The sequence below is a fragment of the Sphingopyxis sp. genome (genome assembly GCF_034380315.1).
Taxonomy (GTDB): Bacteria; Pseudomonadota; Alphaproteobacteria; order Sphingomonadales; family Sphingomonadaceae; genus Sphingopyxis.
The window spans coordinates 57,773-84,487 of the sequence record NZ_JAXMPB010000004.1; the positions used below are offsets into that span (position 1 = coordinate 57,773).

The window sequence follows — 26,715 nt, forward strand, 5'->3', positions numbered from 1 at the left end:
AACCCTTAAAGCGCTTGCAAGCCCTATGATGATCGGTTGAATAGCCGACGGATCGCCGCATTCTGCGGCCTGTGACGAGATAATTCGCTTATGCTGGACAAGAGGCCGCTGCTCCTTGCGGGGGTGTTGTGCGCCGCCGCCCTGTCGCTCGGGGCCTGCGCCGAAAAGGATCAGGATGGCGGCCGAGGGCGCGGCACGCCGGAGGTCGGTTTCATCACCGTGAAGACCGAAGCCGTGGCCGTCGCGACCGAACTCGGCGGGCGTACTGTCGCCTTTGAATCAAGCGAAGTCCGTCCCCAGGTTGGAGGCATCATTCGCCGCCGCCTGTTTGTCGAAGGCGGTTTCGTGCGCGCCGGGCAGCCGCTCTATCAGATCGATGCCAGCCTTTTTAAAGCCGCGGTTGATCAGGCCTCCGCCAATGTGGCAAGCGCGCAAGCAAGCGCCGCGGCCGCCGAGGAAAAAGCCCGGCGCCTGGAACCGCTCGCCAGGATGCAGGCGGTCGCCGAACAGGATTTTACCGATGCGCGGGCCCAGGCGCGCGTCGCGCGCGCATCGGTCGCGCAAAATGCCGCCGCGCTGGAAACCGCGCGGATCAACCTGCGCTATGCCACCATCGCGGCGCCGATCAGCGGCCGTATCGGGCGCAGCCTTGCGACCCCAGGGGCGCTGGTCAGCGCCGGTCAGGCCGATCCGCTCGCGCTGATCCAGCGCATCGATCCCATCTATGTCGATATGCAGCAGTCGAGCGCCGAGCTCACCCGGCTGCGACTGGCGCTCGATAATGGCAGCGCCCGTCCCGGCGGCACATCGGTACGATTGCGGCTGGAGGATGGCAGCGATTACGGCTTTGCTGGCACGGTCGAATTTTCCGAAATGACAGTCAACGAGGCGACAGGCACCGTCACGCTGCGCGCGCGCTTTCCCAACCCCAAGGGACTGCTGCTGCCCGGCATGTTCGTGACCGCATTGTTCGACCAGGCTACCGATCCCAGTGCGATGCTGGTCCCACAGCCCGCATTGCAACGCGATTTCGACGGATCGGCCTTTGTCTATCTGGTCGGTGCAGACAATAAGGCGGAAAGGCGCAAGGTCGTCGCAGCCCGCACCTCCGGCACCAGTTGGGTCGTTACCGACGGGCTGGAACCGGGCGAACGGGTCATCACTCAGGGGCTCGGCAATCTGCGCCAGGGAGCGAGCATCCGTCCCGTCCCGGCGAGCAGCCCGCAACGGATCGGCGCGCCCGCGGCAAAGGGCCAGGCGAAGGACAAATAGCCCGCCATGTCGCAGATATTCATCAACCGCCCGATATTTGCCTGGGTGCTGGCAATCATCGTCATGCTGGCGGGGATCGGGGCACTGCGCGCGCTGCCGATCGAGCAATATCCCGACATCGCCCCGGTTCAGGTCAACATCCGCGCCTCCTATCCCGGGGCATCGGCCGAAACGATCGAAAACAGCGTCACTCAGGTGCTAGAACAGCAACTGACCGGAATCGACGGTCTGCTCTATTTCAGCTCGCAGTCCAGTTCGCGTGGCCAGGCGAGCATCACCGCGATATTCAACAAGGGCACCGATCCCGACATCGCGCAGGTACAGGTCCAGAACAAGATCGAGTCGGCCATCTCGCGCCTGCCGCAGCAGGTCCAGGCGCAAGGGGTGCGGGTCAGCAAGTCCAATTCGGATATATTGCTGATCGTCAGCGTGTTCGACACCACGCGCAGCCGGTCGAACTATGACGTGTCCGACTATCTGACGACCAGCGTTCAAGATCCGCTATCGCGGGTCGAAGGGGTCGGCGACGTCAATGTCTTTGGCTCGCCGCACGCGATGCGGATCTGGCTCAACCCCCAGCGACTCGCTGCAATGTCGCTAATGCCTGGCGATGTGGTGTCGGCGATCAGCGCGCAGAACAGCGAGGTCGCGGCGGGCGAGGTCGGCGGCCTGCCCGCACCGCAAGGACAATTACTGACCGCAACCGTCACCGCCCAGTCACGGCTCCAAACCCCCGAACAGTTCGAAAATATTGTGCTGAAGACGCTGCCCGACGGCGCTGCAGTTCGTATCAAGGACGTCGCGCGGGTCGAGATCGGCGCCGAAAGCTACAGCTCGGTCGGACGCCTCAACCGTAACCCCAGTTCGGGCATCGCAATCTCGCTGTCGCCAGGCGCCGACGCGCTCGCCACCGTCGAACGGGTGAAGGAGCGTATGCACCAGCTCGCTCAGAATATGCCTGACGGGCTGGATTACACCTATGTCAACGACACAACGACCTTCATCAAATTGTCGGTCAGCGAGGTGCAAAAGGCGCTGTTCGAGGCGATCCTGCTCGTCATCATCGTCATGTTCGTCTTTCTGCAAAGCTGGCGGGCGACGCTGATCCCGGCGATCGCGGTGCCGGTCGTGCTCCTCGGTACCTTTGCCATTTTTCATTTCGCGGGCTTCAGCATCAATACGTTGACGCTGTTCGGCCTTGTCCTCGCGATCGGTTTGCTTGTCGACGACGCAATCGTGGTGGTCGAAAATGTCGAGCGGCTGATGGAAGAAAATCCCGGCATGTCGGCGCGTGAAGCAACCTTCCGGTCGATGAAGGAACTGCAGGTCGCGTTGGTCGCCATCGGCCTGGTGCTGTCCGCCGTTTTCCTGCCCATGGCCTTTTTCGGCGGATCAACGGGCGTGATCTATCGCCAGTTCTCGATCACCATCGTATCGGCGATGGCGCTTTCGGTATTCGTCGCGCTGATCCTCAGCCCGGCCCTGACCTCGACTCTGCTCAAGCCCAAGGCCCATGGCGAACAACCGCCGGGCCGCTTTCCCCGTATCGACGCCGGACTGCAAAAGGCGAAGCACTGGTTCAATGACCGGTTCGACCGCGCCACCAACAGCTATGTCGGAAGCGTCAGCACGGTCGTCGACCGCAAATGGCGCTTCCTTGGCATCTATATGCTGATCCTCGCGCTGCTCGCTGTGCTGTTTTTCCGTCTGCCGGGCGGGTTCCTGCCCCGCGAGGACCAGGGGCGGGTCCAGGTCCAGTTCCGGCTGCCCGCAGGGGCCACCCAGGCCCGGACGCTGGAAGTCCGCGACGCGATCGAGGACCATTTGCTCGCCCGTGAAAAGGCGAATATCGAATCGCTGTTTCTGGTCGCAGGCGGCGGCGGGGGCGGCGCGTCGGGGCAGAATACCGGTCAAGGATTCATGAACCTGGTGCATTGGGATGAGCGACCGGGACAGGAAAACAGCGCCGATGCCATCGCCGACCGGACACGCAAGGCTCTATCGGGCATTCGCGACGCTCAGATTTTCGCGCTGGTACCCGGTGCGGTGCGCGGGCTTGGCGACACATCGGGCTTCACGATGCAATTCCAGAATCGTAGCGGCCTGACCCGCGAGGAATTTGCTGCCGCCCGCGATCGTCTGCTCGACATGGCGAACGCCAACCCCCGCCTTACATCCGTCCGCCTTAGCGACCTGCCCGACGTCGCCACGCTGAAAGTCGATGTCGATACGCAGCGCCTGACCGCCTATGGTCTCAGCAACAGCGACGTCAATACGACGCTGTCGACCGCGTGGGGCGGCCGCTATGTCAACGACTTCATCGACGATGGCCGCGTCAAGCGCGTCTATGTGCAGGGCGACGCCCCCTATCGTGCCAAGCCCGAAGATCTGGGCCAATGGTATGTCCGATCGGCCGATGGGGACATGTCGCCTTTTTCGGCCTTTGCCTCGATCGGCTGGTCGACCACGCCCTCGACCACCTCGCGCTTTCAGGGCGTTCCCGCTTTCGAAATTTCGGGCCAGCCGGCAGCAGGCACCAGTTCGGGCGAAGCGATGGTCGAAATGGAGCGGATGGCAGCCGACATTCCTGGAACCAGCGTTGCCTGGTCGGGTTCATCCTATCAGGAACGGCTGTCCTCGGGGCAGGCCCCGCTACTCTATGCGCTGTCACTGCTCGTCGTGTTCCTGTGCCTCGCCGCGCTTTACGAAAGCTGGTCGATCCCGGTCGCGGTGCTGCTCGTCATTCCGCTGGGCCTTGTCGGCGCGGTATTCGCAGTGACACTGCGCGGGTTGGAAAATGACGTCTATCTTCAGATCGGGCTTTTAACGACGATGGGGCTCGCATCGAAAAATGCGATCCTGATGATCGAATTCGCCGAGCAGGAGGAAAAGAAGGGCAAGCGGGTGATCGAGGCCGCAATCGCCGCAGCACGCATCCGCCTGCGTCCGATCCTGATGACCAGCTTTGCTTTCATCTTTGGCGTGTTGCCGCTGGCGCTTGCGACCGGCGCCGGCGCGAATAGCCGCGTCGCGATCGGGACGTCGGTGATCGGCGGCATGTTGACCGCGACCCTGCTCGCCATCTTTTTCATCCCGCTGTTCTTCGTCCTCGTCAGGCGCGGAGTTCGCGACGGGCTCGCGGCGCTCCGTGCGCGCTTCGGGCGCAAATCGGACGGGCAGGAGGCGACCGCATGATCCGCGCCGCCATCCTTCCCCTCGCCGCTGCCCCGCTGCTTCTTGCCGGGTGTTCGCTTGCTCCCAAGACAGTGCTGCCCAAACCACCGGTGCCGCAAAGCTGGCCAGTCGGCGATGCTTATCTGCTGCAGAACGAGGCGGCGCTTCCCACCCTATCTTATCACAGCATCTTTACCGACACGCGGCTCCAGGTGCTGATCGAACGGGCGCTGGCGGACAATCGCGACCTGCGCCGCGCCTTTGCCAATGTCGCGGCAGCGCAGGCACAGGCACGGGTATCGCGCGCCGCGCGTTTCCCGGCGCTAGGCGCCAGCACGGCGGCGGGTTATTCGGACAATGCGGGCGGAAACAGTGCCGATTTCGCACTGCGCGGCGGTGTCACCGCCTTCGAACTCGACCTGTTCGGGCGCCTTTCCAATGTGGCAGAGGCCGACCGCAACAATGCGCTCGCAACCGGGGCGGCGGCACGCACCGTCCGCGTGGCCCTGATCGCCGAACTAGCCGCAGCGTGGGCCAGCTATGGTGCCGATCGCGACTTGCTGGCCATTGCCGAAAACAGCGCCGTCAACGCTCGCGAAAGCGTGCGCCTGACCCGCGCCCGGCTCGACGGTGGAATCGCCCCGCGCACCGACTTGCGACAGGCCGAACAAATATTGGCGACTGCCGAGGATGCGATCGCACAGCAGAAGAGCGCGTTGGCGCAGGATGAAAATCTGCTTCGCCTGCTGGTCGGCGGCGATGTCGACCGCGCCCTGCTGCCCGCCAGCCTGGACGAGGTGGCAGGCGCGATTGCGGCCCTTCCCGCAGGGGTCCGCTCCGACATCCTGTTACGCCGCCCCGACGTGATCGAAGCCGAATATCGCCTGCGCGCCGCCGATGCCGACATCGGCGCGGCACGGGCACGATTGTTCCCGTCGATTTCGCTGACCGGCCTGCTCGGTTTGGCGAGCGATGCGCTATCGGGCCTGTTTGCGGGCAGCTCGTTCGTCTGGTCGGCGAACAGCACAGCGAACGCCTCGATCTTCGATTTCGGCGGACGCCGGGCAGGTGTTGCGGTGACGAAGGCACAGCGTGACGCGGCCCTTGCGGGGTATGAAGGTGCGATCCAGACCGCCTTTCGCGAAGTCGCCGATGCGCTGGCGGTGCAGGGCACGATCGCCGAACGGCTGCGCGCCGCGGCGGCGAACAGCGATGCCGCCGCCGACACCGCACGATTGACCGAAGCGCGCTATAAGGGCGGGATCGACAGCTTTCTGGCCAGCCTCGATGCGCAGCGCAGCCTTCATACCGCGCGGCGGGGCGAAACCGCGACCCGCCTTTTGCTGATCCAGACACGCATCGCGCTGTTCCGCGCGCTCGGCGGCGACAGCGCCGCGGGGACGTCTCTCACCCCCTGACCCCCCTTCCAGATCGGCTGCATCCGACCGGCCTGGAAACCCGGAATGACAATCCTGATGGCTCGGGAAGGTGAGCCATGCGGACTCTCCTTGACATTCACCCCGGCACGCGCGCTAATGGAACATATAAGGAACAAATATGTGCGAGTCGTCTTCCTCTCTCGCCGGGCTGCGCCGCACCGTCGCCCGGATCGCCGCTTCGGGTGCGCCTGCGGACAGCCGTGCCGGGGGTTGGCTGACGAGCGGCCATGCCGGATTCGACGCCGCGCTCGGCGGCGGGCTGATGGTCGGGCGGTGCCATGAATTTTTCGCCGCCGACCCGCTCGACGCTGCAAGCGCCGCCGGCTTTGCCGCTCTGCTCGCGCTGCGCTGCGGCGGCGCGGCGCCGCTGTTGTGGCTGCGCACCGCCGACAGCGCGCAGCGCGAGGGACAGCTTTATGCCCCCGGGCTTGCCGAATTGGGCGGCGATCCGAACCGGCTGCTGCTTGTCGAAACGGACGATGCCAAGGCGCTGCTCGCCGCCGCCAATGATGCGGTACGCTGCGCCGGATCGGCGGCGGTCGTGGTCGAAAGCCGGGGCCGCCTTCCCGCACTCGACCTGACGGCGGGCCGGCGTCTCGCGCTCGGCGCCCGCGATGCCGGGACGATCTTGCTGTTGCTACGGATCGCCGCCGCCCCCGAGCCCAGCGCCGCCGAGACGCGCTGGCAGGTGACGGCAGCGCCATCGCGCGAACTGGAGGCGCGGGCGCCAGGCGCTCCCGCCTTTGACCTGGAATTGCTGCGCTGGCGCGCCGGCCCCGCGGGGGCGCGCTGGCGGCTGGAGTGGAACCGTGACGAACAAGCCTTCCGCGAACCGGCGCTATCTGGCGCTTTTCTTCCCCTGGTTGCCCGCCGAGCGCTGGAACCGCACGGCGCCGCGGCCGCCTGACGCGCCGCTGGTCTTTACCGAAAAGGTCCGCGGCGCGCTGCGCATCGCCGCCGTTGCCCCCGACGCCGCGGCGCTGGGGCTCGTCCCTGGCATGCCGCTCGCCGATGCGCGCGCGCGCATTCCCGCGCTGACGGTGGTGTCGCACGATCCGGCCGCCGACGCGGCCTGGCTCGACCAGCTGGCACTGGGTTGCGGCCGCTATACGCCGCTTGTCGCGCTCGATACCCCCGACGGACTGATCCTCGACATCGCCGGCGCCGCGCATCTTCAGGGCGGCGAAGCGGAGCTGGCCATCGACGCCGCGATGCGTTTCGACCGCATCGGCATGACGGTGCGGCACGCGATCGGCCCGACCGCCGATGCGGCGCGCGCGCTGGCGCGTTATCCGGCGCCGCCCGCCCCCGACGAAGCCGCCGCGATCCGCCGCCTGCCCGTCGCGGCGCTGGAGCTGGAGGCAGAGGCGACACGCGCGCTGCTCCGCGCCGGGCTGCGGACGGTCGGCGATCTTGCGAGCCGGCCGATGGCCGGCATCGCTGCTCGCTTCGGCGCCGATGCCGCCCGCGCCCTGCGCCGCATCCTCGGCGATGAACCGAGCCCGCTTGCCCCGCGCACCCGCCCGCCGCCAGTCACCGCCGAGCGCCGCTTCGCCGAACCGCTGGCGAGCAGCACGCATGCGATGGCGGTGCTCGCCGAACTGGCTGAGGAGGCGGCCGTCGCCATGGCCGAACGCGGCAAGGGCGGGCGCGCCTTTCGCGCGACCTTTTTCCGCAGCGACGGGCTAGCGCGGGGAATCGCGATCGAAACCGGCCAGCCGACCCGCGACGCCGCGCTGGTCATGCGCCTGTTCGCCGAGCGCATCGACGGCCTGCGCGACCCGATCGATCCCGGCTTTGGCTATGACATGATCCGCCTGGCCGTACCACGGCTCGAGGCGCTCGGTGCGAGCCAGCTCAAGCTGGAGGGCGGGGCGGTGCACCAGGCGGCGGCTGGCGAACTCGCCGACCGCCTGACGACGCGGCTGGGGCGCGGACGGGTGCGCCAATATCGCCCCGCCGACACCCATATCCCCGAACAGGCACAGCTCGAGCTGCCCGCCGCCGACGCACCGCCCGCCGCCCCCTGGCCCAACGTCGAAGCGGGAGAGCCGCCACTCCGGCCCTTTTACCTGTTCGACCCGCCACAACCGATCGAGGTGATCGCCGAAGTGCCCGACGGCCCGCCGCACCGCTTTCGCTGGCGCCGCGTGCTGCATGCGGTGCGCCTGTACGAAGGGCCCGAACGGATCGCCGCCGAATGGTGGCGCCGCCGCGACAATCAGGGGCTGACCCGCGATTATTACCGGGTCGAGGATGTCCAGGGGCGCCGTTACTGGCTGTTCCGCCACGGGCTGTATGACGAAAAACCGGGGCCGCGCTGGTATATCCACGGGCTGTTCGCATGAACGCCCCGCCCCCCCAACCATCGCCCAGCCCTGCCTTTGCCGAGCTGGTCGCCGCGACCAATTACAGCTTCCTGCGCGGCGCCTCGCACCCCGCTGACATGGTCGATGAAGCGATGGCGCTTGGCATGGCGGGCATCGGCATCGCTGACCGCAACAGCGTCGCGGGGGTGGTCCGCGCCTTGATCGCGCTGCGCAAGCGGCGCGCCAAGGCCGCAGAGGAAGGGGGGGAGCTGCTGCCCTTCAAGCTGGTGGTCGGCGCGCGGCTGGTTTTTGCCGACGGAACCCCCGACATCATCGCCTATCCGACGACGCGCCGCGGCTGGGGACGGCTGACGCGGATGCTGACCCTCGGCAACCGCCGCACCCACAAGGGCGATTGCGTGATGACGTTCCCAAATCTGCTGGTCCATAGCGAAGATCTGCTGCTGATCGCGATGGCGCGCTCCAAGGACGAACCCGTGCTCCGCCGCCTTGCCCGCGCCGCGCCGGGTGCCTTGTGGCTCGGCGCGGCGATGCCGCACGGCGGCAGCGATCATCGCAATCTCGCCCGACTCTGCGCCCTTGCCCACCGCGTCGGCATCCCGCTGCTCGCGACCAATGATGCGCTCTACGCCACCCGCGACCAGCGCCCGCTCCACGATGTCCTCGCCTGCATCCGCGAAGGCACCACCATCCACAAGGCCGGCTGCCTGCTTCGCGCCAATGGTGAACGCCATCTGAAATCGCCCGATGAAATGCGGCGCCTGTTCCGCAGCTGTACCGAGGCGGTGGACGAAAGCCAGGCGATCCTGGCCCGCATAGATTTTTCGCTCGACGATCTTGCCTATGAATATCCGCATGAACCGGTGCCCGCGGGATGGAGCCCGCAGGGCTGGCTCGAACATATGGTCGAGAGCGCCGCGACAAGGCTCCATCCCGGCGGGCTGCCGCCGCGCTGGCGCGCCGTTCTCGACGAGGAACTGACCCTCATCCGCAGCCGAAATTACGCCTGCTATTTCTTGACGGTTCACGACATCGTGAATTTTGCGCGGACGCGCGAGCCCCCGATATTATGCCAGGGGCGCGGATCGGCGGCCAATTCGCTCGTCTGCTATCTGCTCGAAATCACCTCGATTGATCCGATCGCGAACAATCTGCTTTTCAGCCGCTTTCTATCCGAACAGCGCGGCGAGCCCCCCGATATCGATGTCGATTTCGAGCATGAGCGGCGCGAGGAGGTGATGCAATATGTCTATCGCCGCTATACGCGGCGACGCGCCGGCATCGCCGCGACGGTAATCCACTATCGCCCGCGCAGCGCGATCCGCGAGGTCGGCAAGGCGCTAGGGTTCAGTGAAGATGTCACCGCGCGGCTCGCCGATACGAGCTGGGGTAGCTGGGGCGACGAAGTGCCGGTCGAACGGATGGTCGAGGCCGGACTCGACCCCCTGAATGGCGAGGTGGAGCGGCTGCACCGCTTCGTCGGCGAGCTGCTGAGCTTTCCGCGCCATTTGTCGCAGCATGTCGGCGGCTATGTGCTGACCGAGGACCGGCTCGACGAAATGGTGCCGATCCACAATGCCGCGATGGACGATCGCACTTTCATCGAATGGGACAAGGACGATATCGACGCGCTCAATTTGATGAAGGTCGATGTCCTCGCGCTCGGCATGCTGACCTGCATCCGCAAATGTTTCGACCTGATGCGGCTCCATGACCTGGGCGACCATGACCTTAAAAGCCTGCCCGACGAGGATCCTGCGGTCTATGACATGCTGTGTCGGGGCGACAGCATCGGCACCTTTCAGGTCGAAAGCCGCGCCCAGATCAACATGCTGCCGCGCCTTCGCCCCCGCGAATTCTACGATCTGGTGATCCAGGTCGCGATCGTGCGACCGGGACCGATCGAAGGCGATATGGTTCATCCCTATCTGAAACGCCGCAACGGCGAAGAAGCGGTCGATTTCCCTTCCCCCGCGCCGCCGCACGATCCCGACGAATTGCGGCACATTCTCCACCGCACCTGCGGCGTGCCGCTGTTCCAGGAACAGGCGATGAAGCTCGCGATCACCGCCGCCGGTTTCACCCCCGACGAGGCCAATGGATTGCGCCGCGCGATGGCGACCTTTCGCAACCTCGGGACGATCCACGAATATCAGGGCAAAATGGTCGGCGGCATGGTGCGCCGCGGTTATCAGCGCGATTTCGCCGAGCGTTGCTATAATCAGATCAAGGGGTTCGGCAGCTATGGCTTTCCCGAAAGCCACGCCCAATCCTTTGCCAAGCTGGTCTATGTTTCCTCCTGGCTGAAATGCCATCACCCCGCCGTCTTCACGTGCGGTCTGCTCAACGCGCAACCGATGGGTTTCTATGCCCCCGCGCAGCTCGTCCGCGACGCCCGCGAGCATGGCGTTGAGGTGCGCGCCGCCGACGTCAACGCCAGCGGGTGGGACAACAGCCTCGAACGGCGCGCCGACGGCGCCCTCGCGCTGCGAATCGGTTTTCGCCAGGTCGACGGATTTCGCGAGGAATGGGCGAACCAGATCGCCGCTGCACGCACCACCCCTTTTGCCTCAATCGAAGAACTGGCGCGCCGGGCCAACCTGCCATCGCGCGCGCTGCGCCTGCTGGCAGAGGCCGATGCCTGCCGGTCGATGGGGCTCGAGCGCCGCCCGGCGCTGTGGGAAGCGCGACGGGTGCGGCAGGGGGTGCTGCCGCTGTTCGCTGCCGCCGGGGCGGATGAACTGGGCGCCGAAGCCGATGCCCAGCTGCCGCCGACCCCGCGCGTCGAACAGGTGCTGACCGATTACCAGACGACGCGCCTGTCGCTGAAAGGCCATCCGATGGCGTTTTTGCGCTCGGCCTTTGCCAGCGAAGGCGTGCTCAGCTGCCTGGAAACCACGGCGGCGAAAAATGGGGCAGTCGTGCGCAGTGCGGGCGTCGTGCTGATCCGTCAGCGGCCGGGCAAGGGCAATGCGATCTTCATCACGATCGAAGACGAAGGCGGGATCGTCAACATATTGCTGTGGGCACGCCATTTCGAACGCTATCGCCGCGCCGTCATGGCATCGCGGCTGATGCTGGTCGAAGGCGAGGTACAGCGCAGCAAGGAAGGCGTCGTCCATCTGATGGCAAGCCGCATCGTAGATCGTACCGCGATGCTCGACGCACTCGGCGACCGGCCACTCGAACCCGAACTCGCCCGCGCTGACGAGGTAAAACACCCACAATATCCGCGCGGCCACGGCTCCGCCGCCGCGCGCGGGCATGGCCACCCACGCAATGTACGCATTCTGCCGAAATCGCGTGACTTTCACTAGGGCGATCGGCGCGGGCACACGGCATCGGCGAGCAAGGAAAATATGGCGGGACGTGGCATTGCCTCCGCTGCCTTCGGAATTTTATTCCGCGACCCCGCACACCCCAAGCCCATAAAGAAGATGCCCCGGCTGTGGGGAGCCGGGGCATCGGTTCAGGCTGTCAAAGGGACCAACCAAATACAGCCTGAATTTGGTAGTCAGCGATTAGCGGAGCAGGTTCATCACGCCCTGCTGGCTCTGGTTCGCCTGGGCCAGCATCGCGGTCGACGCCTGGGCCAGAATGCCTGCCGCGGCAAGCTTCGTCGATTCCGCCGAGAAGTCGGTATCTTCGATGCGCGATTTCGATTCCGACAAATTGGTGACAGTCGACGTCAAATTATCGACAGCCGACGACAGGCGGTTCTGCTGCGCACCGAGGTTGGCGCGTTCAGTCGCCACCGTCTGGATCGCCGTGTCGAGGGTCGACAGCGCACCCGAGGCACCCGTTGCGGTCGAGAAGTCGAGCGAAGCGACGCCAAGAGCCGAAGCCTGCAGGTCGGCGATGGTGATGTTCACGACCTGGCCGTCGTCAAGACCCGTCTGGATGTCGAAGCCGGCGCTGACGCTGCCGTTGAGCAGGGTGTTGCCGTTAAAGGTGGTACGGGTCGCAACGTCGCCGATCTGGCTGATCAGCGCATCGACTTCGGTCTGGATCGCGCTGCGGTCGTCATCGCCGAGCGTGCCATTGGAGGCCTGCATGGCCAGATCACGCATGCGAACCAAGATGTTCGAGATGTTGCCGGCGGCGCTGTCGGCGGTCTGCGCCAGCGAGATGCCGTCGTTGGCGTTGCGGATCGCCTGGGTCAGGCCGCGTGCTGCAGCGTCCATACGTGTGGCGATGGCGAGCCCGGCGGCGTCGTCCTTCGCGCTGTTGATCCGCTTGCCGCTCGACAGGCGTTCCATCGCCTGCGACTGCATCTGGCCCGCAACACGCGAGCTGTTCTGGGCGCGAAGCGCGCTCACATTGGTGTTGATGACGGTCATGATATTCCTTTCCGGCTCAATGGCCATTCCCGTGGTGTGAGGGCTCGGCGAGCGGTCACGAAAGCAGTAACGGCGCCCGTCGGACAGGATTAAGCCTGTCGCGTCAAAAAAATGCCGAAGTGACCTGACTGCCCACACGACACCCAATCAAGCCACTGAAAATATGTAATAATTAAAATTGGCACGTGCTTTGCATTGTTCTTGGCGTGCGGCGCACGGCCGCGCATCAGGACGGATGAAAGCCAATGAGCACGATTGATCAGAGCCGACTGCTGCAGATGCGCAGTTCGATCCTCAATCAGAACCAGGCGCTTCAGCGCGCAGCAGGGCGCGGCGGGATCGCCGGGGCCGACAGCGCCGAAGGAACGCCCGATTTTGGCGCCGCCATTTCGGCCGCGCTGCAACAGGTGAATGCGCAGCAGGCCAAGGCCGGCGCGCTGACCGAGGCCTATGAACGTGGCGACACGCACGACATCGTCAGCGTGATGATCGAGCGGCAGAAAGCCTCGCTTGGCTTCGAAACCACGCTGCAGGTGCGCAACAAGCTGCTCTCCGCCTATCGCGACATCATGAACATGCCGGTGTAATCCATGGCCGACGCTCAAGCTCTTGCTCCCATCGACACTCCTGCCGCCGCGCGGCTGCCCGCGTCTTCACTGGGCGGTCGCTTTGCGCCGCTGCGCCAGTTCACGCAGCAGCCCGCTGTGCAGCGCGCTCTTCCCGCCATTGCGACAACGACCGCGATCGGCATCGCGGCGCTCGCCTATTTCATGACGCAGACCGCGCCGCAGACGCAATTGTTCGCCGGGCTCGGCGACGCTGACAAGGCGGCGGTGGCCGAGGCACTGCAATCGTCGGGCATCACGCACAGCATCGACCCGACCACCGGGGCGCTGACCGTCGACGCCGACAAGGTGCACCAGGCGCGCATCGCGTTGGCCGGCCAGGGGCTGCCCCGCGCCCAGCCGAGCGGCGATAGCATGATCGCCGCCCTGCCGATGGGATCGAGCCGTGCGATCGAGGGTGAAACGCTGCGCGGTGCGCGCGAAGCCGATCTCGCCCGCACGATCGAAGCGGTCGACGCAGTCAAGAGCGCCCGCGTTCACATTGCTGCGGCCGAACCCAGCCTTTTCGTGCGCGAAGACAAGCCCGCGACGGCATCGGTGATGCTGACCTTGCAGAACGGCCGCTCGTTGTCCGACGGCCAGGTGCAGGCCATTCGCTTCCTCGTCGCGTCGTCGATCCCCGGAATGAACGCCGAACAGGTGTCGGTCATCGACCAGCGCGGCGCGTTGTTGTCGGATTCGGCAACCAGCAGCGACATGAAGGCCTTTCAACTGCAAACGCAGATGGAAGACCGTTTCCGCCGCGCGCTTGAAACCCTTCTCGGTCCGATGCTCGGCGCCGGCAATTTCTCGGTCGAGGTCCACGCCGATGTCGACATGTCGGAAAGCCAGGCGACGCGCGAAAGCTTCCCCGAAAATGATCGGGCGCTGACCAGCGAACAGATCACCCGTTCGGTGTCCGGACAGGGCACGCCCCCCGCCGTCGGTATTCCCGGCGCGCTGTCGAACCAGCCGCCACAGGCGACCACCGTGACCAACGAAGCCCCGGCACCGACCCCGCCCGGCGCGCCGGAAACGCAGAGCAACGAAAATGCCTCGCGCGCCTATGAAGTCGGCCGCGAAATTTCGGTGACGCACCAGCCGCAGGGACGGTTGCGCCGCCTGTCGGTTGCGGTCGCGCTGAACCAGGGCAAAAAGGCGCTGACTCAGGCCGACCTCACCAAGATCGACGGATTGGTGAAGGGCGCGGTCGGTTTCGATGCCGCGCGCGGCGATACCGTTGCGATCAGTCAGCGCCCCTTTGTCCAGATCGAGGATACGCCGCCCGCCTTCTACGAACAGACCTGGTTCCTACCGCTGATCAAACAGGTCGGCGCCGTGCTGGCCGCGTTGCTTGCCTTCCTGTTCATCGGGCGCCCGCTGATCCGTGCGGCCAAGGAACGCGCCGCAGCGCGCGCCGAACGCAACAATGCCCTCGAGGAATCGCTGCTGGCCGCCACCGAAGCGCGCCCGGCGCTGACCAGCGGAGGCGGCAGCGGTGGCAGCGAACGCAACCATGAAATCACGCTGGAAATGATCGAAGCCGCGCCGAGCTATGAAGATCGGGCCAATCTCGTCCGCGCCTTCGTCCGCCAGGATTCGGCTCGCGCCGCGCTGGTCGTCCGCCAGTTGATGCAGGAGGGCGCCCGTGCCTGACGCCGCCGAAATCCCCCTCGACGAAGCGGCTCCCGCAGCCAAGCCAGCGGTCGAAGGATCTGCCGCCGCGGCCATCCTGCTCATGCTGCTCGACGAAAGCGAGGCCGCGACGATCCTGAAGCACCTCGACCCCGACGAGGTGCGTGAACTCGCTAAGGCCATGTTCGATTCGGCGAACGCCAGCGAGGTGCAGATCGAACTCGCGCTCGAACAGTTCGTCTTGCAAAGCCGCAGCGTCAGTGCGCTGGCCATTGGCGCCGACACACGCATCCGCACCGTTATCAATCAGGCGGTGGGCAATGTCCGCGCCGACAATATTCTGGCGGCCGTCGCGCCGCAGCGCAGCGCCGCTTCGCTCGAAATGCTGCGCTGGATGGATGTCGACGCCATCAGCGGCTTGCTTGCCAGCGAGCATCCGCAGGTTGGCGCGCTGATCCTTTCCGTCCTTGTTCCAGACATCGCGGCCCGCGCGATCGAAACGCTCGACGAATTGCTACAGGCTGATCTCGTGCTGCGCGCCGCCCAGCTGAGTTCGGTGCCCGCGGCGGCCATCGAGGATCTCGAGGCGGTGCTGACCAGCGCCAACGCTGACGGCCAACGCGTCGTCAAGCAGGCGATCGGTGGACCGAGCGACGTCGCAAAGATCATGAAACAGATGCCCAAGCAGCTGTCGGAACGCACGATCCGCGCGCTGAAGAAGCATGACAAGCTGCTCGCCCAGACGATCGAGGAAGAAATGTTCATCTTCGAAAACCTGCGTGACCTCGACAAGAAGAGCCTCGGCACGGTGTTGCGCAGCGTCGATGCCGCCCAACTTGCGATCGCCCTCAAGGGCACCGACGAAGACATGGTGGACCTGTGCCTGTCGACCATGTCGAAGCGCGCATCGGAAACGATCCGCGACGAGATGGCCGAGATGACGATGGTCAAGCGCGTCGACGTCGACGAAGCACAAAAGGCAATCATGATGATCGTGCGCCAGATGGCCGCATCGGGCGAAATCATGATCGCGGGCGCGGGCGACGATTATGTCTGACCGCGCGACCGAAACAGCTTTCTCGCCGGTCTCTCTCGCGCAGGCGATGGCCCGGAACAGCGGGTTCAAACCGCTGTCCTTTGCCCCGGCAACGCCGGCTCCCGTCACCGAGACGGTCGCTATGGTCATCGAACCCGAGTTGGTCGACGACCCTTATGCGCGCGGCCTTGCCGAAGGACAGCGGCTTGCCGAGGCAGCCTATGGTCCGGAACGCCACCAGCTGCTGGCATTGATCGCCGCATCGGAGGCGTTGCAGGACGAACCCAGCGAGGAACTGGCACAGTTGATCGCTGCGACGGTCGAACGACTGGTGCGGCAGATTGTCGAAGCCGCCCCCATCGATGCCGAATGGCTTCAGGGACAAGCCGAAGCCGCCGCCGCGATGGTAGCCGAAGCGGACAAGGCACGCACGCTGTGGGTCAACCCCGCCGACGCCGCGTTGCTGGTCGACTGCCCGCTGAAGCTGCCGGTCGAAGCCGATCCGGCAATGCCGCGCGGGACCATCCGTATCGAGACATCCGCTGGCTGGATCGAACATGGGCGGGCCGTCTATCTCGACGAACTTTGCGCCGCGCTTGGCGGTCAAGGGGCCACGACATGACGCGCCGACTCGCCATGACCGCGCGCCAGTTGCTCGACCCCGTCGACCTGACGAACGCCTCGCCGCGCCGTGTCGGCACGCTCGTCGCACACGAGGGCATCATGCTCGAAGTGTCGGGTTTTCCGCAGCCGCTGGGCAGCAACGTCCGCATCAGATCGGCGACGGGCGAATATGTGAACGGCGAAGTCGTGGGCTTTCGCGGCCACCGCAGCCTGGTCCTGCCGTTTGACACCAACCAGCCGCTCGTCACCGGCGCACCGGTCGAGCCCCACGGCGCAAGCAGCATGGTGCCTTGCGGCAAGGCGCTGCTCGGCCGCATCATCGACGCTCAGGGCAATCCGCTCGACGGGCGCCCGCCGGTCAAATCACAGTTCCAGTGGCCGCTGGCCGGCCGCAAGGTCAATCCGCTGCGCCGCGGCCGCGTGACCAAACCGCTCAACATGGGCGTCCGGGCCATCAACGGCCTGCTGACCGTCGGCGAAGGCCAGCGTGTCGCGATCATCGCAGGCTCGGGTGTCGGAAAATCGGTACTGATGGGTCAGATGATCGCCGGCACCGAATGCGACGTCATCGTGGTCGGGCTGATCGGCGAGCGCAGCCGCGAAGTCAGCGATTTCGTCGAAACCAAGCTGCCGCCCGCCGTGCGCAAGAAATCCGTGGTCGTCGCAGTGCCCGCCGATCACCCGCCGCTGCTGCGCCTGCGCGCCGCGATGCGCGCGACCGCCATCGCCGAAGCCTTCCGCGACGAAGGCAAGAAAGTATTGTTGCTGATCGACAGCCTGACCCGCGTCGCCCACGCGCAACGTGAAATAGGACTGACGCTGGGCGAACCGCCGACGATGAAGGGATATCCCCCGTCGGTCTTTGCCCTGATCCCGTCGCTGTGCGAACGGGCTGGGATCGATCGCCAGACCGGTGGATCGGTCACGGCGCTTTACACCGTGCTCGCAGACGGCGGCGACATCGAGGACCCGGTCGTCGACAGCGCCCGCGCGATCGTCGACGGCCACATCATTCTGTCGCGCCAGATGGCCGAGCAAGGGGTCTATCCGGCGATCGACGTCGCCCGGTCGCTGTCACGCACCATGGCCGATTCGGTCGACCCCCAACACGCTGCCGCTGCCGCCCGCTTTCGCCAGCTCTGGTCCGCTTATGAAGAGAATCGCGACCTGATGCTGATGGGCGCCTATGTCGCGGGCAACGACCCGGTGCTCGACGAAGCCATTTCCCGCCGTTCCGATCAGCTTGCCTTCGTTTCGCAAGCCGCCGGGGCGCAGGTCGATTTCGAAACATCCCGCCAAACCCTGATCGAAGGATATACCGCATGAACGCCCGTACCGCACGCCGCAAACGTATCATCCGCGTGCGCACCGTCGAACATCAAATGGCCGAAGCCAATCTGGCCCGTGCCAACGGCGAACTCGCCAATCTGGTCGAACTGGCAAAGCGGCTTGAAACGCTGCGCGCCGATCTGGCTGTCGCCCGCGGCGCAGTCGCCGGTCGTGCTCTCAACTCGGTCGGCGAACTGGGCATGCGGCTCGACCTCGCGCAGGAAAATCTGGTTGCCCCGCTCAGCAATGCCAGTGCCCGCCGTGACCACATGGGCGCGTTGGCGCAGAGCGCGATGATCAAGGAGGAATCGGCGGTTCGCCTGTATGAACGCAGCCGCCGGACGGCCGAGGTCGAGCAGGAACGCCGCCGTGACGCCAATCGCTCTCACCGCACGCAAGGCATGCGCTTGCGCCTGATCGAAGGCGGCGCGGCATGATGAGCGCTCTGCCCCAAATGCCGCAAAAGGCAGCACCTCCGGGCTTTGCGGCCTTCCTCGCGACGTTCGGCCATACACTGGGCGAAGAAGGCGGCGCAGCCAGCTTCGAGAAATTGCTCGCGGCGACGCCGGGCGCCGCTTCGGTCGACGGCAATTCTGCCCCCGGAACGCCCGCCGCTGCGCTCGCCCCCTTTCTGCCCAAGGGCGGCGCACCAGCCACATTCCGCGCGACGATCAGCAGCGCCACACTCACCGAAGCGGCCCCGCCCACCAATGGTGACATTGCTTTGAGCGCACCCGTTCCCACCGAGCCTCTGCCCGCCGACGAAGCCAAGGAAGCCACCGCGCCCGACCAGGCAGCGGCGGCGGCAGCTGATCTTCTGAATGCGCTTTACGGCGGCAAGGCTGTGCTGCCGCCCGCCGCCGCCATGGCCAAAGACAATGGCGCGGCGAAAGCGCCGGTCGCGGCACCGGACGGCGAAACAGCGGAGGACGCTCGTTCTGATTCCGGTGCGGCTTCGGCTGACGGCAAACCTGTCCCTCAAACGCCCGCTTCGCCGGTCATTGATGCTTCGCTTGGGGTCACGCCGCGCCCACTGGAGGGTACCGCTGCCATCACGCCGCCACCTGTCGCGGCACCGATCGCTCCGCCCGTCGCCGCCGCTCAGGCGGCGAGCAAACAGGCCATGCGCGGACAGGCAGAGGCTCCCGTCACACCTGCGACACCAGCGACGCCAGCGGCTCCGGACAATACCGTTCACCCCGAAAAGGCCGACAAGCCCGGAAAAGTGGCAGCGGCGTCCCCGACGGCTATCGAGAGCAGCGATCCCGAAACGCCTCTCGCAGCGCAACCAGCCACACCCCGGCCCAACATCGCTGGCGGTCAAGCCTCGGCTCAGCCACGCATCGTTGCCGAACCGCAAGTCGCCCGCCCCGCCATTGACAACAGCGCGTCGATGACCGTGCTGTTCACCCAGAACGCGACCTCGGCCGCCGCGCCCCATGCCACCCACGAAAGCGGGTCGCCGGCTCCTGTTGCCGACCGTCTGCTCGACATGAGCAGCGACGACATGTGGATCGATCAGTTGGCGCGAGACATCGCGGCGACGAAGTCGGAAACCGGCGACATCAGCTTTCGGTTGATGCCGCGCCACCTTGGCCGCCTTGACGTCGCAATGACGCAAGGCGAGGAAGGCGTATCGCTGAAGTTCGACACCCAGCATGAAACAACCGCAACGATCGTACAGGCCGCCCAAGGAAAGCTCGTTGAAGATTTGCGCCAGCAGGGCGTGCGCGTTGCAGGAGCCGAAGTCACCCATACGCCGGGCGACAGCGGACGCCAATCGCAACAGGGGCAAGGACGTGGGCACGCCCATGACCCGGCCCACCTCATCGAAACCGCCCCCGAGCGCGCGAACGAAGACAAGCGCCGCGACGAAGGCGGCGCCGAACGGCGCGGCCGCTTTGCCTGACGAGGAGTAGAGAAATGAGCAAAGACAAACCCGACGCCGAACCCCAGAAGAAGGGCAAGGGCAAGAAAATCATCATGCTGATCCTCGGCGCGCTGGTGCTGATCGGCGCGGGCGCGGGGGTTGGCATCTATTTCGGCGGCCTCGCAGCGCATGAAGCCAAGCCGGAAGATCATTATCCCAAGCTGGTCGTACGGAACAAGGAAGCTGCGGCCGCCGCAGAAGAAGGCGACGGCAAAGAGGCTCCGCCGAAGGTCGGAACCGTGTCCGTCCCCAATGATCGTTTCAAGGTCGATCCGCGCAAATATGAAATCACCTATTACCCGATCCCCGAAGCCTTCACGACGAACCTTGCCGACGGGTCCGGTTTCCTGCAGGTGGGGATCAGTCTTTCGACCTTTTATGACGGCCAGGTGATCAGCAATATCAAACGCCAGACTGTCCCGATCCGCTCGGTCGTGCTTATGGTGCTGGCCGAACAGGATCCGGCGTTGCTTTCGACATCGCAGGGCAAACAAAGGTTGCAGCGTCAGCTTACGGCCGCGATCAACGACGTGCTGCGCGAGAAGGAGGGTTTTGGTGGTATCGATAATGTCTATTTCACGAGCATGGTGATCCAGTGACGCTGGAAACCAAACCTCCCAGGCCCGTCAAGGCTCAGCCCCCTGTTGCGGACAGCGATGACGTCAAGGCGTCGTTGCTGCTTCGCCGTGCCGAAGGCAGCTACGCCTTTCCGGCGCTCGACGCGGCGGGCAATCAGTTCACCCGGTCGCTGCGCGATCTGGTGCGGGCACTGGGCGTGCCCGCAATCCAGATCGAGCGCGCCGGTACTGAACAGACGACCATGGCCGAGTGGGTCAAGGCGAACGCACCTGCGACCTTCTGGCGCTATCACGCGCCGCCGATGAAAGGTCCCGTGCTGCTCGCCGGATCGCGGATGCTGGTGCTGCAACTCGTCGACATTTTTTATGGCGGCAAGGGAAAGATCGCCGCCGAGCGCGAGGAATTGACCGACGCCGAGGAACGCTTCGCGGCCCGGCTCGGCCGCGACATGGGTTTGCAGCTTGCCGCCGCCTGGCGTGACAAAATGTTGATGGAACCCGAACTCGATTGCGTCACCAGCGACCCGGCGAAGCTCGCCGCGCTGCGCGCCGATGATGAATTGCTGGTTCAGCACTTCACGCTGCGGGGAGCGCCGCTCGACGGCCGCACCCTTTCCTGCGCCTATCCGCTGGCGTCGCTGCGCGGCATCACCGGCGCGGAGCCCATGACCGAAGCAGCCGACAGCCACATCGACCCCGCCTGGACCGCCGCACTCAACAAGGCCGTCAAAAATGTGCGCCTACCGGTCCGTTCGGTACTGGCGCGCCCCGAAATCAGCCTGGTGAAGCTGATGTCGCTTGAAGTCGGCGACATTATCCCGATCGCGATGCCGCGGCACGTGCCCGTAACCGTCGCGGGACGCAGCTTTGCCTTTGGCAGCATCGGCGAAGCCAACGGCAATGCCGCCATCATGATCGAACAACTCGAAGAAGGACCGGACCATGACTGACATCAGCGAAGCCGCCGTGCCGCCGCAACGCGAGCGCCGCGGCAACAAGGATATCGCCGCTGCTCCCAATTTCGACCTGCTTGCAGGCGTGTCGCTGCGCGTATCGGTCGAGGTCGGATCGACCTCGATGACCCTCGCCGAACTGCTGACCCTTTCGGAAGGCAGCGTGATCGAGCTGGATCGCGCCGCAACCGACCTTCTCGACATCTATGCCAATGGCACATTGATCGCGAAGGGCGAGATTGTCAGCGTCGACGGTCGCTATGGCATTCAGGTTGCTGAAGTCGTCGCGCCCGATCGCGGCATCGCCGGTTTCGAACGGAGGGCCTGATGCTCGAATATATCCTGCGCCTCCTGATCCTGTTGCCGATCGTCGGTGGCATGGCGTGGGGCAGCCTGTGGCTGTGGAAACGTGTCCAGATGGGCGTCCCCCTCACCGGACAGCGACCAGATCAACCGGTGCAGATGGTCGGTGTCCTGCCGCTCGGTCCCGGATCGAAGCTGGCGGTCGTCGAATTTGCCGGGCAACGCATTCTGGTTGCCGTTTCGCGCAACGGCATCACCCGGATCGCCGACGACAGCCATGGCGATTTCCATGCGGATTGATCGCCGGACACTGATCCGTACCGCAGCGCTGGCGGGCGGCGTCGCGCTGTTCGTCGTGGCCCCCGCCGCGCACGCGCAGGCCGCCGATGGGCTCGATCGCGCGGTCGCCGAAATCGGCGGCAACGGCCGGCCGCTGAGCCTGTCGCTCCAGATCCTTGTCCTGATGAGCCTGTTGACGGTTTTGCCGTCGCTGCTCCTCATGATGACCAGCTTCACCCGCATCATCATCGTTCTGTCTATCCTCCGTCACGCGCTGGGATTGCAGCAAACGCCGCCAAATCAGGTGCTCGTCGGACTCAGCCTGTTTCTGTCGCTGTTCGTGATGCAGCCGGTGATCAGCGAGGTAAACCGCGTCGCCATCGAACCCTATGGTCAGGAACAGATCGATATCGGCGAAGCCGTAGTGCGATCGGGCGATGCGCTACACGGCTTCATGCTCGCGCAGACGCGCAAGACCGACCTCATGATGTTTGCCAAGATCGCAAAGGCACCGACCTATGCAAGCCCCAAGGATGTCCCTTTCTCGATTTTGCTGCCCGCCTTTGTCACCAGCGAACTGAAGACCGCCTTCCAGATCGGCTTTCTGATCTTTCTGCCCTTTTTGGTCATCGACCTGATTGTCGCATCCGCATTGATGTCGCTGGGTATGATGATGCTGTCTCCGACGATCATATCGATGCCCTTCAAGCTCTTGCTGTTCATCCTCGTCGATGGGTGGGCCCTGACGATGGGATCGCTCGCTTCGTCCTTTGTGGGGACCTAGCCGATGGAAGCCGACTATTTCATCGGGGTTGCCCAGCAATCGTTGTGGGTGCTGGCGCTTGCGTCGGCGCCCTTGCTGCTTCCGGTTCTGGTGATCGGCGTCCTGCTGGGCATGGTTCAGGCCGCGACGTCAATCAACGAACAGACGCTGACCTTCATCCCAAAGCTGATCGTCGCGGCGGTGTGCCTTGCGATCTTCGGCGGCAGCATCCTCGTCCTGCTGACCGATTTTACCCGCGATATCTTCGCACAGATTCCAGCCCTCGTGCGCTGATCATCGCTGCCGCATGAACCCCGCCGACATCCCGAACATAGAGGCGATGCTCCAGCTTTGGATGCTGGGGATGATCCGCCCGGGCGCGGCCTTTCTCGCCGCACCGGTATTCGGGGCGACCAATGTGCCAGTACAACTGCGCCTGGTCATCGCACTGGCGGTTGGCGTGCCCGCCGTCGCTTCGTCGGGCATGACGCTGCCTCCGGAGGGCATCGTTTCCGTTCCGGGCTTTCTGTTCGTGACCGGAGAGGTGATGATCGGTCTGGCCATTGGTTTCGTGCTTCAGATGGGGATGGCCGCCGCGCTGATTGGTGGCGAGGCGATAAGCAACGCGATGGGCCTAGGCTTTGCGGCCATGGTCGATCCGATGAGCGGACAGATGAATACGGCGGTCGGCCGTTTTCTTTCGATGCTTGCCACGGCCCTGTTTCTTGCCGCCGACGGACATCTGTTGCTGATCGAAATTATCGTCGATAGCTATTCCGCCCTTCCGCCCGGCGCGGCCTTCCCTTCCTTCAAGGCCATCGGCGGACTGCTCAGTTTCGCCAGCCTGATGTTCGCCGCTGGCCTGACGATCGCCTTGCCAGTCGGTTTTGTGTTGATCCTGGTACAGATCATCATGGGCGTCATCGGCCGTTCCGCACCCGCGCTCAACCTGTTCGCGGTCGGCATTCCAGCGACGCTTCTGGCGGGCGTCATCTTGCTCGCGATCGGCACACCGGTGATGGCCGAAGCCATCGCGCACATCCTGTCCGATGCGCTCGATGCGGCGCGAACGCTGGCGGCGGGCTGACACAGCATGTCGAGCGCCCCCGACAAGGACCAACAAACCGAACAGGCGACGCCGAAGCGGCGCGCCGAGGCGGCGCGTGAGGGCGATGTGCTGATGTCGCGCGAACTGGCGACGGCACTGATGATGCTGGCCGCCGCCGGATGGGTAATCGCGGCAGGTGGCTGGTTCGTCCAGTCGGCAAGCAATCTGGTTCGCCGAGGACTGACGCTGACCTCGGCTGACGTTGCCGATTTCGATCCGGCACAGGCGCTGCTGCGCAACGGTGTCGACATATTGTTGCCGCTCGTCAGCCTGTTTGCGCTGGCGCTCGGCGCCGCGGTCGCAGGCCCCGCCCTGCTCGGCTCGCTCGGCTGGCGCGGCAAGGCGCTCGCCTTCAAGGGCGGCCGGATCAACCCGCTGAGCGGGATAAAGCGTATCTTTGGGGTTCAGGGTGTCGTCGAACTCGGCAAGGCGCTTGCCAAGGTCCTGCTGCTCGGCCTGATCGGATATTGGTTGGTGGTCCAGAGTCTGCCTGCGATCATGAATCTGGCCGCCGCCGACCTGATCGGCGCCATCGGCCTCGCGGGCAAGGCAATCGGCCATTCGCTGCTCGCGCTGTCCGCCGGCCTTGTCGTCATCGCGCTGATCGACGTTCCCGCACAATGGTTCCAGCGCAACAAACGGCTGATGATGACCAAGGAACAGGTCAAAGAAGAAATGCGCCAGGCCGATGGCGCGCCCGAACTCAAACAGGCACAGCGCCAGCGTCAGCACGAGATCATGAGCGGATCGGCGCGCAAGGCCGTGACCGAAGCGACCGTGGTGCTGACCAACCCGTCGCACTTCTCGGTCGCCCTACGCTATCGCCCCGGGGTTGATGCCGCGCCGGTCGTCGTCGCCCGCGGACGCGGCGACGTTGCCCTGTCGATCCGCGAACTCGCGCGCGGGGCCAATGTCCCCATTCTCGAATATCCCCAGCTGACCCGAGCCATCTATTTCACCGCACGTGCTGGGCGGGTCATTCCCGAAGAATTGTTCGTCGCCGTCGCGACCGTGCTGGCTTTTGTCTTTCAGCTTGAGCGCGCGATGGCCGACGGGATCACCCAGCCGGTCGTCGATGTACCCGAAACGCACCATTTCGATCCCGATGGGCGCCGGAAAGTGCCGGGACAGGCTTAAACTTCCTCGAACCCTGCCGTTAAGAGGTTCGAAGGATATTTGCCATGGTCAGTTCAATCGCCAACAGCCTCGGCTTCGGATCGGGGATCGACATCCCCAAACTGGTTTCGGACCTTTCCGCCGCCTCGCGTCAGCCCAAGGTTGCCCGGATCAATGCGCTGGCGCAGCAGAATCAGGCGCGGATCAGTGCCGTTGCACAGGCCAAGTCCAATCTGGTCGGCTTTGCCGATTCACTGGCCCAGATGATCAGCGATGGGACCTTGCGCAGCACGCCCACCGTGTCGGACGAAAGCGTCCTGACGGCCACCACGCGCGCGGGCCTGTCCGCCGACAGCTTTTCGGCGACGATTGTCGTATCGCAGCTTGCACGGGCCCAGACGAGCTATTCTGCCGTCGTAGCCGACCGCACGGCCGCGATCGGACAAGGAACAATGACGTTGAACGTGGGCGGGGCCGATCACACGATTACCATTGATTCCAGCAACGACAGTCTCGACGGCCTGGCTGCGGCAATCAATGCCAGCGACAGCGGCGTCACCGCATCGATCATCGCGGACCAGGGTGGGCACCGCCTGATCCTGAAGGGTGCGAACGGTGCTGAAAACGCCTTTACCCTGACCGCAGACGCCGGCGCTGCCCCGGAACTGTCGGCCTTTACCACCAGCGGGGGACTGACCCAGGGACAAAGCGCCGCCAATGCCGAATTCACCGTCGACGGCATCGCATTCAGCCGCTCTTCGAACATCATCGATGATGTGGTGCCGGGCATGTCGCTGACCCTTAAAAAGGCGGCGCCCGGTCAAGGCGTGGATCTGGGAGCCAGCCGGCCGCTCGAAATGATCCGCCAAACCGTCGGCGACTTTGTCGACGTTTACAATCAGCTCAAGAAAAGCGTATCGACCGCCGCGAGCATGCCCGGATCGACGATGTCGCTTCGCCCACTGGAAAAGGAACTGGCGGGGCTGATGGGGCAGGTTCTGACCAGCCACGACAGCATCAACACGCTCGCCCACATTGGCATTTCGACGAACAAGGAAGGGCTGATGACGCTCGACCGGGCCAAGTTCGACAAAGTGCTGGCCGTCGATCCTGGTGCGATTGAAGCGATGTTCAACCCGCGTCGCGATGCGACGCACAACGAAACATCCGACCCGGGCATCGCGGTCGCGCTTGACCGCCTGCGCGACGCCGCGGTCGAGGATGATGGCGTATTCGACCGCGTGACCGAAGCGCTCGACAAGCGCCAACAGGCGATCGCAAAGGAACTTGATGCCGTCGAGGCGCGCGAAGACGCCTATCGGGCGCGCTTGGAACGTCAATATGGCGGGCTCGAAGCCAAACTTGCAGCGTTCAAGGCCACCCAATCCTATCTGGAGCAGCAAATCCAGATGTGGAACAACCAGTATAAGGGTTAAGGGTGTCGATCGTGGCCGCTACCGCATCCACCGTCCGGGCGACCGGACTCTATCGCCGATTGCAGCAGGAAAGTCGGGCGGCCGCCGCCGATCCGATCGAACTGGTAACGATGCTTTACGACGAACTGGAAATCGCCATCGGCGTGCTTGGTGCGATGGTACGCCAGGGCCAGCGGGTGTCGGCAACGGAGCCTGCGCACCGCGCGCGGTCGATCCTGATCGGACTCGACGCCGGACTAGACCATGATGCGGGCGGCGACGTGGCCGTATCGTTGTCGCGCGTCTATCGCAGCATGCGCCGCAAGCTCGATGAAGCGGTCGCAGCGAACAGCGAAGACATGCTGACCGAACTTCTGGACGGCGTGCTGACGGTCAGCGCGGCGTGGCGCAAGATACGCCAATAGCCCGATAGGGCTTTTCACGTCTGCACAGGAAATAAGGTGAAAGGGTGCCCGGCCGCCCAGG

Annotated in this window: 24 protein-coding genes; 23 read left to right on the plus strand and 1 reads right to left on the minus strand. The window is 64.9% G+C overall.

Annotated features, from left to right (window positions below):
* The first annotated feature begins 90 nt into the window (after window positions 1-90).
* From U0S50_RS08410 to U0S50_RS08435, 6 genes are all read left to right on the plus strand, one after another.
* Window positions 91-1,272 (plus strand): efflux RND transporter periplasmic adaptor subunit, encoded by a 1,182-nt coding sequence (locus U0S50_RS08410; RefSeq protein ID WP_322308331.1) that lies wholly within the window; start codon window positions 91-93, stop codon window positions 1,270-1,272.
* Between the two features lie 6 nt (window positions 1,273-1,278).
* A complete protein-coding gene (locus U0S50_RS08415) occupies window positions 1,279-4,467 on the plus strand; it encodes an efflux RND transporter permease subunit (protein ID WP_322308332.1) in 3,189 nt (1,062 codons plus the stop codon).
* Complete coding sequence (locus tag U0S50_RS08420; RefSeq protein ID WP_322308333.1) at window positions 4,464-5,864, plus strand: efflux transporter outer membrane subunit; 1,401 nt, start codon at window positions 4,464-4,466, stop codon at window positions 5,862-5,864. The genes U0S50_RS08415 and U0S50_RS08420 overlap by 4 nt, the downstream gene beginning before the upstream one ends.
* A gap of 139 nt (window positions 5,865-6,003) precedes the next feature.
* A complete protein-coding gene (locus U0S50_RS08425) occupies window positions 6,004-6,792 on the plus strand; it encodes a hypothetical protein (RefSeq protein WP_322308334.1) in 789 nt (262 codons plus the stop codon).
* Window positions 6,695-8,233 (plus strand): DNA polymerase Y family protein, encoded by a 1,539-nt coding sequence (locus tag U0S50_RS08430; RefSeq protein ID WP_322308335.1) that lies wholly within the window; start codon window positions 6,695-6,697, stop codon window positions 8,231-8,233. Before U0S50_RS08425 ends, U0S50_RS08430 begins: the two co-directional genes overlap by 98 nt.
* Window positions 8,230-11,532 (plus strand): error-prone DNA polymerase, encoded by a 3,303-nt coding sequence (locus U0S50_RS08435; RefSeq protein ID WP_322308336.1) that lies wholly within the window; start codon window positions 8,230-8,232, stop codon window positions 11,530-11,532. The genes U0S50_RS08430 and U0S50_RS08435 overlap by 4 nt, the downstream gene beginning before the upstream one ends.
* Before the next feature lie 204 nt (window positions 11,533-11,736).
* Here U0S50_RS08435 and U0S50_RS08440 read toward each other — a convergent pair whose 3' ends face one another.
* Window positions 11,737-12,555, minus strand: coding sequence for a flagellin (locus U0S50_RS08440; protein ID WP_322308337.1), 819 nt, complete (start codon window positions 12,553-12,555; stop codon window positions 11,737-11,739).
* A 245-nt stretch (window positions 12,556-12,800) separates the two neighbouring features.
* On the opposite strand from U0S50_RS08440, the gene fliE reads away from it, so the two are divergent.
* From fliE to fliS, 17 genes are read left to right on the plus strand one after another with little or no spacing between them, the layout of a single operon-like run.
* Entirely contained in the window at window positions 12,801-13,142 is a 342-nt protein-coding gene (fliE, locus tag U0S50_RS08445) for a flagellar hook-basal body complex protein FliE (protein ID WP_322308338.1), read from the plus strand.
* Window positions 13,143-13,145: 3 nt separating this feature from the next.
* Window positions 13,146-14,816 (plus strand): flagellar basal-body MS-ring/collar protein FliF, encoded by a 1,671-nt coding sequence (gene fliF / locus U0S50_RS08450; RefSeq protein WP_322308339.1) that lies wholly within the window; start codon window positions 13,146-13,148, stop codon window positions 14,814-14,816.
* A complete protein-coding gene (locus tag U0S50_RS08455; RefSeq protein ID WP_322308340.1) occupies window positions 14,809-15,852 on the plus strand; it encodes a flagellar motor switch protein FliG in 1,044 nt (347 codons plus the stop codon). The genes fliF and U0S50_RS08455 overlap by 8 nt, the downstream gene beginning before the upstream one ends.
* The gene (locus tag U0S50_RS08460; RefSeq protein ID WP_322308341.1) at window positions 15,845-16,453 is read left to right on the plus strand and encodes a FliH/SctL family protein; all 609 of its coding nucleotides are present in this window, start codon (window positions 15,845-15,847) and stop codon (window positions 16,451-16,453) included. The genes U0S50_RS08455 and U0S50_RS08460 overlap by 8 nt, the downstream gene beginning before the upstream one ends.
* Entirely contained in the window at window positions 16,450-17,781 is a 1,332-nt protein-coding gene (locus U0S50_RS08465) for a FliI/YscN family ATPase (protein ID WP_322308342.1), read from the plus strand. The genes U0S50_RS08460 and U0S50_RS08465 overlap by 4 nt, the downstream gene beginning before the upstream one ends.
* Window positions 17,778-18,221 (plus strand): hypothetical protein, encoded by a 444-nt coding sequence (locus U0S50_RS08470; protein ID WP_322308343.1) that lies wholly within the window; start codon window positions 17,778-17,780, stop codon window positions 18,219-18,221. Before U0S50_RS08465 ends, U0S50_RS08470 begins: the two co-directional genes overlap by 4 nt.
* Window positions 18,218-19,693 (plus strand): flagellar hook-length control protein FliK, encoded by a 1,476-nt coding sequence (locus U0S50_RS08475; protein ID WP_322308344.1) that lies wholly within the window; start codon window positions 18,218-18,220, stop codon window positions 19,691-19,693. Before U0S50_RS08470 ends, U0S50_RS08475 begins: the two co-directional genes overlap by 4 nt.
* Window positions 19,694-19,707: 14 nt before the next feature.
* A complete protein-coding gene (locus tag U0S50_RS08480; protein WP_322308345.1) occupies window positions 19,708-20,313 on the plus strand; it encodes a flagellar basal body-associated FliL family protein in 606 nt (201 codons plus the stop codon).
* A complete protein-coding gene (locus U0S50_RS08485) occupies window positions 20,310-21,242 on the plus strand; it encodes a FliM/FliN family flagellar motor switch protein (RefSeq protein WP_322308346.1) in 933 nt (310 codons plus the stop codon). The genes U0S50_RS08480 and U0S50_RS08485 overlap by 4 nt, the downstream gene beginning before the upstream one ends.
* A complete protein-coding gene (gene fliN / locus U0S50_RS08490) occupies window positions 21,235-21,573 on the plus strand; it encodes a flagellar motor switch protein FliN (RefSeq protein WP_322308347.1) in 339 nt (112 codons plus the stop codon). The genes U0S50_RS08485 and fliN overlap by 8 nt, the downstream gene beginning before the upstream one ends.
* Window positions 21,573-21,848 (plus strand): flagellar biosynthetic protein FliO, encoded by a 276-nt coding sequence (locus tag U0S50_RS08495; protein WP_322308348.1) that lies wholly within the window; start codon window positions 21,573-21,575, stop codon window positions 21,846-21,848. Before fliN ends, U0S50_RS08495 begins: the two co-directional genes overlap by 1 nt.
* Complete coding sequence (gene fliP / locus U0S50_RS08500; RefSeq protein WP_322308349.1) at window positions 21,838-22,611, plus strand: flagellar type III secretion system pore protein FliP; 774 nt, start codon at window positions 21,838-21,840, stop codon at window positions 22,609-22,611. Before U0S50_RS08495 ends, fliP begins: the two co-directional genes overlap by 11 nt.
* Before the next feature lie 3 nt (window positions 22,612-22,614).
* Window positions 22,615-22,884 carry a flagellar biosynthetic protein FliQ gene (locus tag U0S50_RS08505; protein ID WP_322308350.1) on the plus strand — a complete coding sequence of 90 codons (270 nt, stop codon included), beginning with the start codon at window positions 22,615-22,617 and terminating at the stop codon, window positions 22,882-22,884.
* 13 nt (window positions 22,885-22,897) lie between these two features.
* Window positions 22,898-23,677, plus strand: a complete 780-nt coding sequence (gene fliR / locus U0S50_RS08510) for a flagellar biosynthetic protein FliR (protein ID WP_322308351.1) — start codon at window positions 22,898-22,900, stop codon at window positions 23,675-23,677.
* 6 nt (window positions 23,678-23,683) lie between these two features.
* Window positions 23,684-24,835: a flagellar type III secretion system protein FlhB gene (locus tag U0S50_RS08515; RefSeq protein ID WP_322308352.1), complete on the plus strand. Its 1,152-nt coding sequence runs from the start codon at window positions 23,684-23,686 to the stop codon at window positions 24,833-24,835.
* 44 nt (window positions 24,836-24,879) lie between these two features.
* Window positions 24,880-26,250 (plus strand): flagellar filament capping protein FliD, encoded by a 1,371-nt coding sequence (gene fliD / locus U0S50_RS08520; protein WP_322308353.1) that lies wholly within the window; start codon window positions 24,880-24,882, stop codon window positions 26,248-26,250.
* A gap of 11 nt (window positions 26,251-26,261) precedes the next feature.
* Window positions 26,262-26,654 (plus strand): flagellar protein FliS, encoded by a 393-nt coding sequence (gene fliS, locus U0S50_RS08525; RefSeq protein ID WP_322308354.1) that lies wholly within the window; start codon window positions 26,262-26,264, stop codon window positions 26,652-26,654.
* Window positions 26,655-26,715 lie beyond the last annotated feature (61 nt).

Coding starts and splice junctions, on each gene's coding strand:
- fliD (WP_322308353.1), top strand. CDS start 24,880: ATGGTCAGTTCAATCGCCAACAGCCTCGGCTTCGGATCGGGGATCGAC.
- U0S50_RS08470 (WP_322308343.1), top strand. CDS start 17,778: ATGAACGCCCGTACCGCACGCCGCAAACGTATCATCCGCGTGCGCACC.
- U0S50_RS08425 (WP_322308334.1), top strand. CDS start 6,004: ATGTGCGAGTCGTCTTCCTCTCTCGCCGGGCTGCGCCGCACCGTCGCC.
- U0S50_RS08440 (WP_322308337.1), bottom strand. CDS start 12,555: ATGACCGTCATCAACACCAATGTGAGCGCGCTTCGCGCCCAGAACAGC.
- fliF (WP_322308339.1), top strand. CDS start 13,146: ATGGCCGACGCTCAAGCTCTTGCTCCCATCGACACTCCTGCCGCCGCG.
- fliR (WP_322308351.1), top strand. CDS start 22,898: ATGAACCCCGCCGACATCCCGAACATAGAGGCGATGCTCCAGCTTTGG.
- fliE (WP_322308338.1), top strand. CDS start 12,801: ATGAGCACGATTGATCAGAGCCGACTGCTGCAGATGCGCAGTTCGATC.
- fliP (WP_322308349.1), top strand. CDS start 21,838: ATGCGGATTGATCGCCGGACACTGATCCGTACCGCAGCGCTGGCGGGC.
- U0S50_RS08460 (WP_322308341.1), top strand. CDS start 15,845: ATGTCTGACCGCGCGACCGAAACAGCTTTCTCGCCGGTCTCTCTCGCG.
- fliN (WP_322308347.1), top strand. CDS start 21,235: ATGACTGACATCAGCGAAGCCGCCGTGCCGCCGCAACGCGAGCGCCGC.
- U0S50_RS08435 (WP_322308336.1), top strand. CDS start 8,230: ATGAACGCCCCGCCCCCCCAACCATCGCCCAGCCCTGCCTTTGCCGAG.
- U0S50_RS08480 (WP_322308345.1), top strand. CDS start 19,708: ATGAGCAAAGACAAACCCGACGCCGAACCCCAGAAGAAGGGCAAGGGC.
- U0S50_RS08420 (WP_322308333.1), top strand. CDS start 4,464: ATGATCCGCGCCGCCATCCTTCCCCTCGCCGCTGCCCCGCTGCTTCTT.
- U0S50_RS08475 (WP_322308344.1), top strand. CDS start 18,218: ATGATGAGCGCTCTGCCCCAAATGCCGCAAAAGGCAGCACCTCCGGGC.
- U0S50_RS08505 (WP_322308350.1), top strand. CDS start 22,615: ATGGAAGCCGACTATTTCATCGGGGTTGCCCAGCAATCGTTGTGGGTG.
- U0S50_RS08410 (WP_322308331.1), top strand. CDS start 91: ATGCTGGACAAGAGGCCGCTGCTCCTTGCGGGGGTGTTGTGCGCCGCC.
- U0S50_RS08415 (WP_322308332.1), top strand. CDS start 1,279: ATGTCGCAGATATTCATCAACCGCCCGATATTTGCCTGGGTGCTGGCA.
- U0S50_RS08465 (WP_322308342.1), top strand. CDS start 16,450: ATGACGCGCCGACTCGCCATGACCGCGCGCCAGTTGCTCGACCCCGTC.
- U0S50_RS08515 (WP_322308352.1), top strand. CDS start 23,684: ATGTCGAGCGCCCCCGACAAGGACCAACAAACCGAACAGGCGACGCCG.
- U0S50_RS08495 (WP_322308348.1), top strand. CDS start 21,573: ATGCTCGAATATATCCTGCGCCTCCTGATCCTGTTGCCGATCGTCGGT.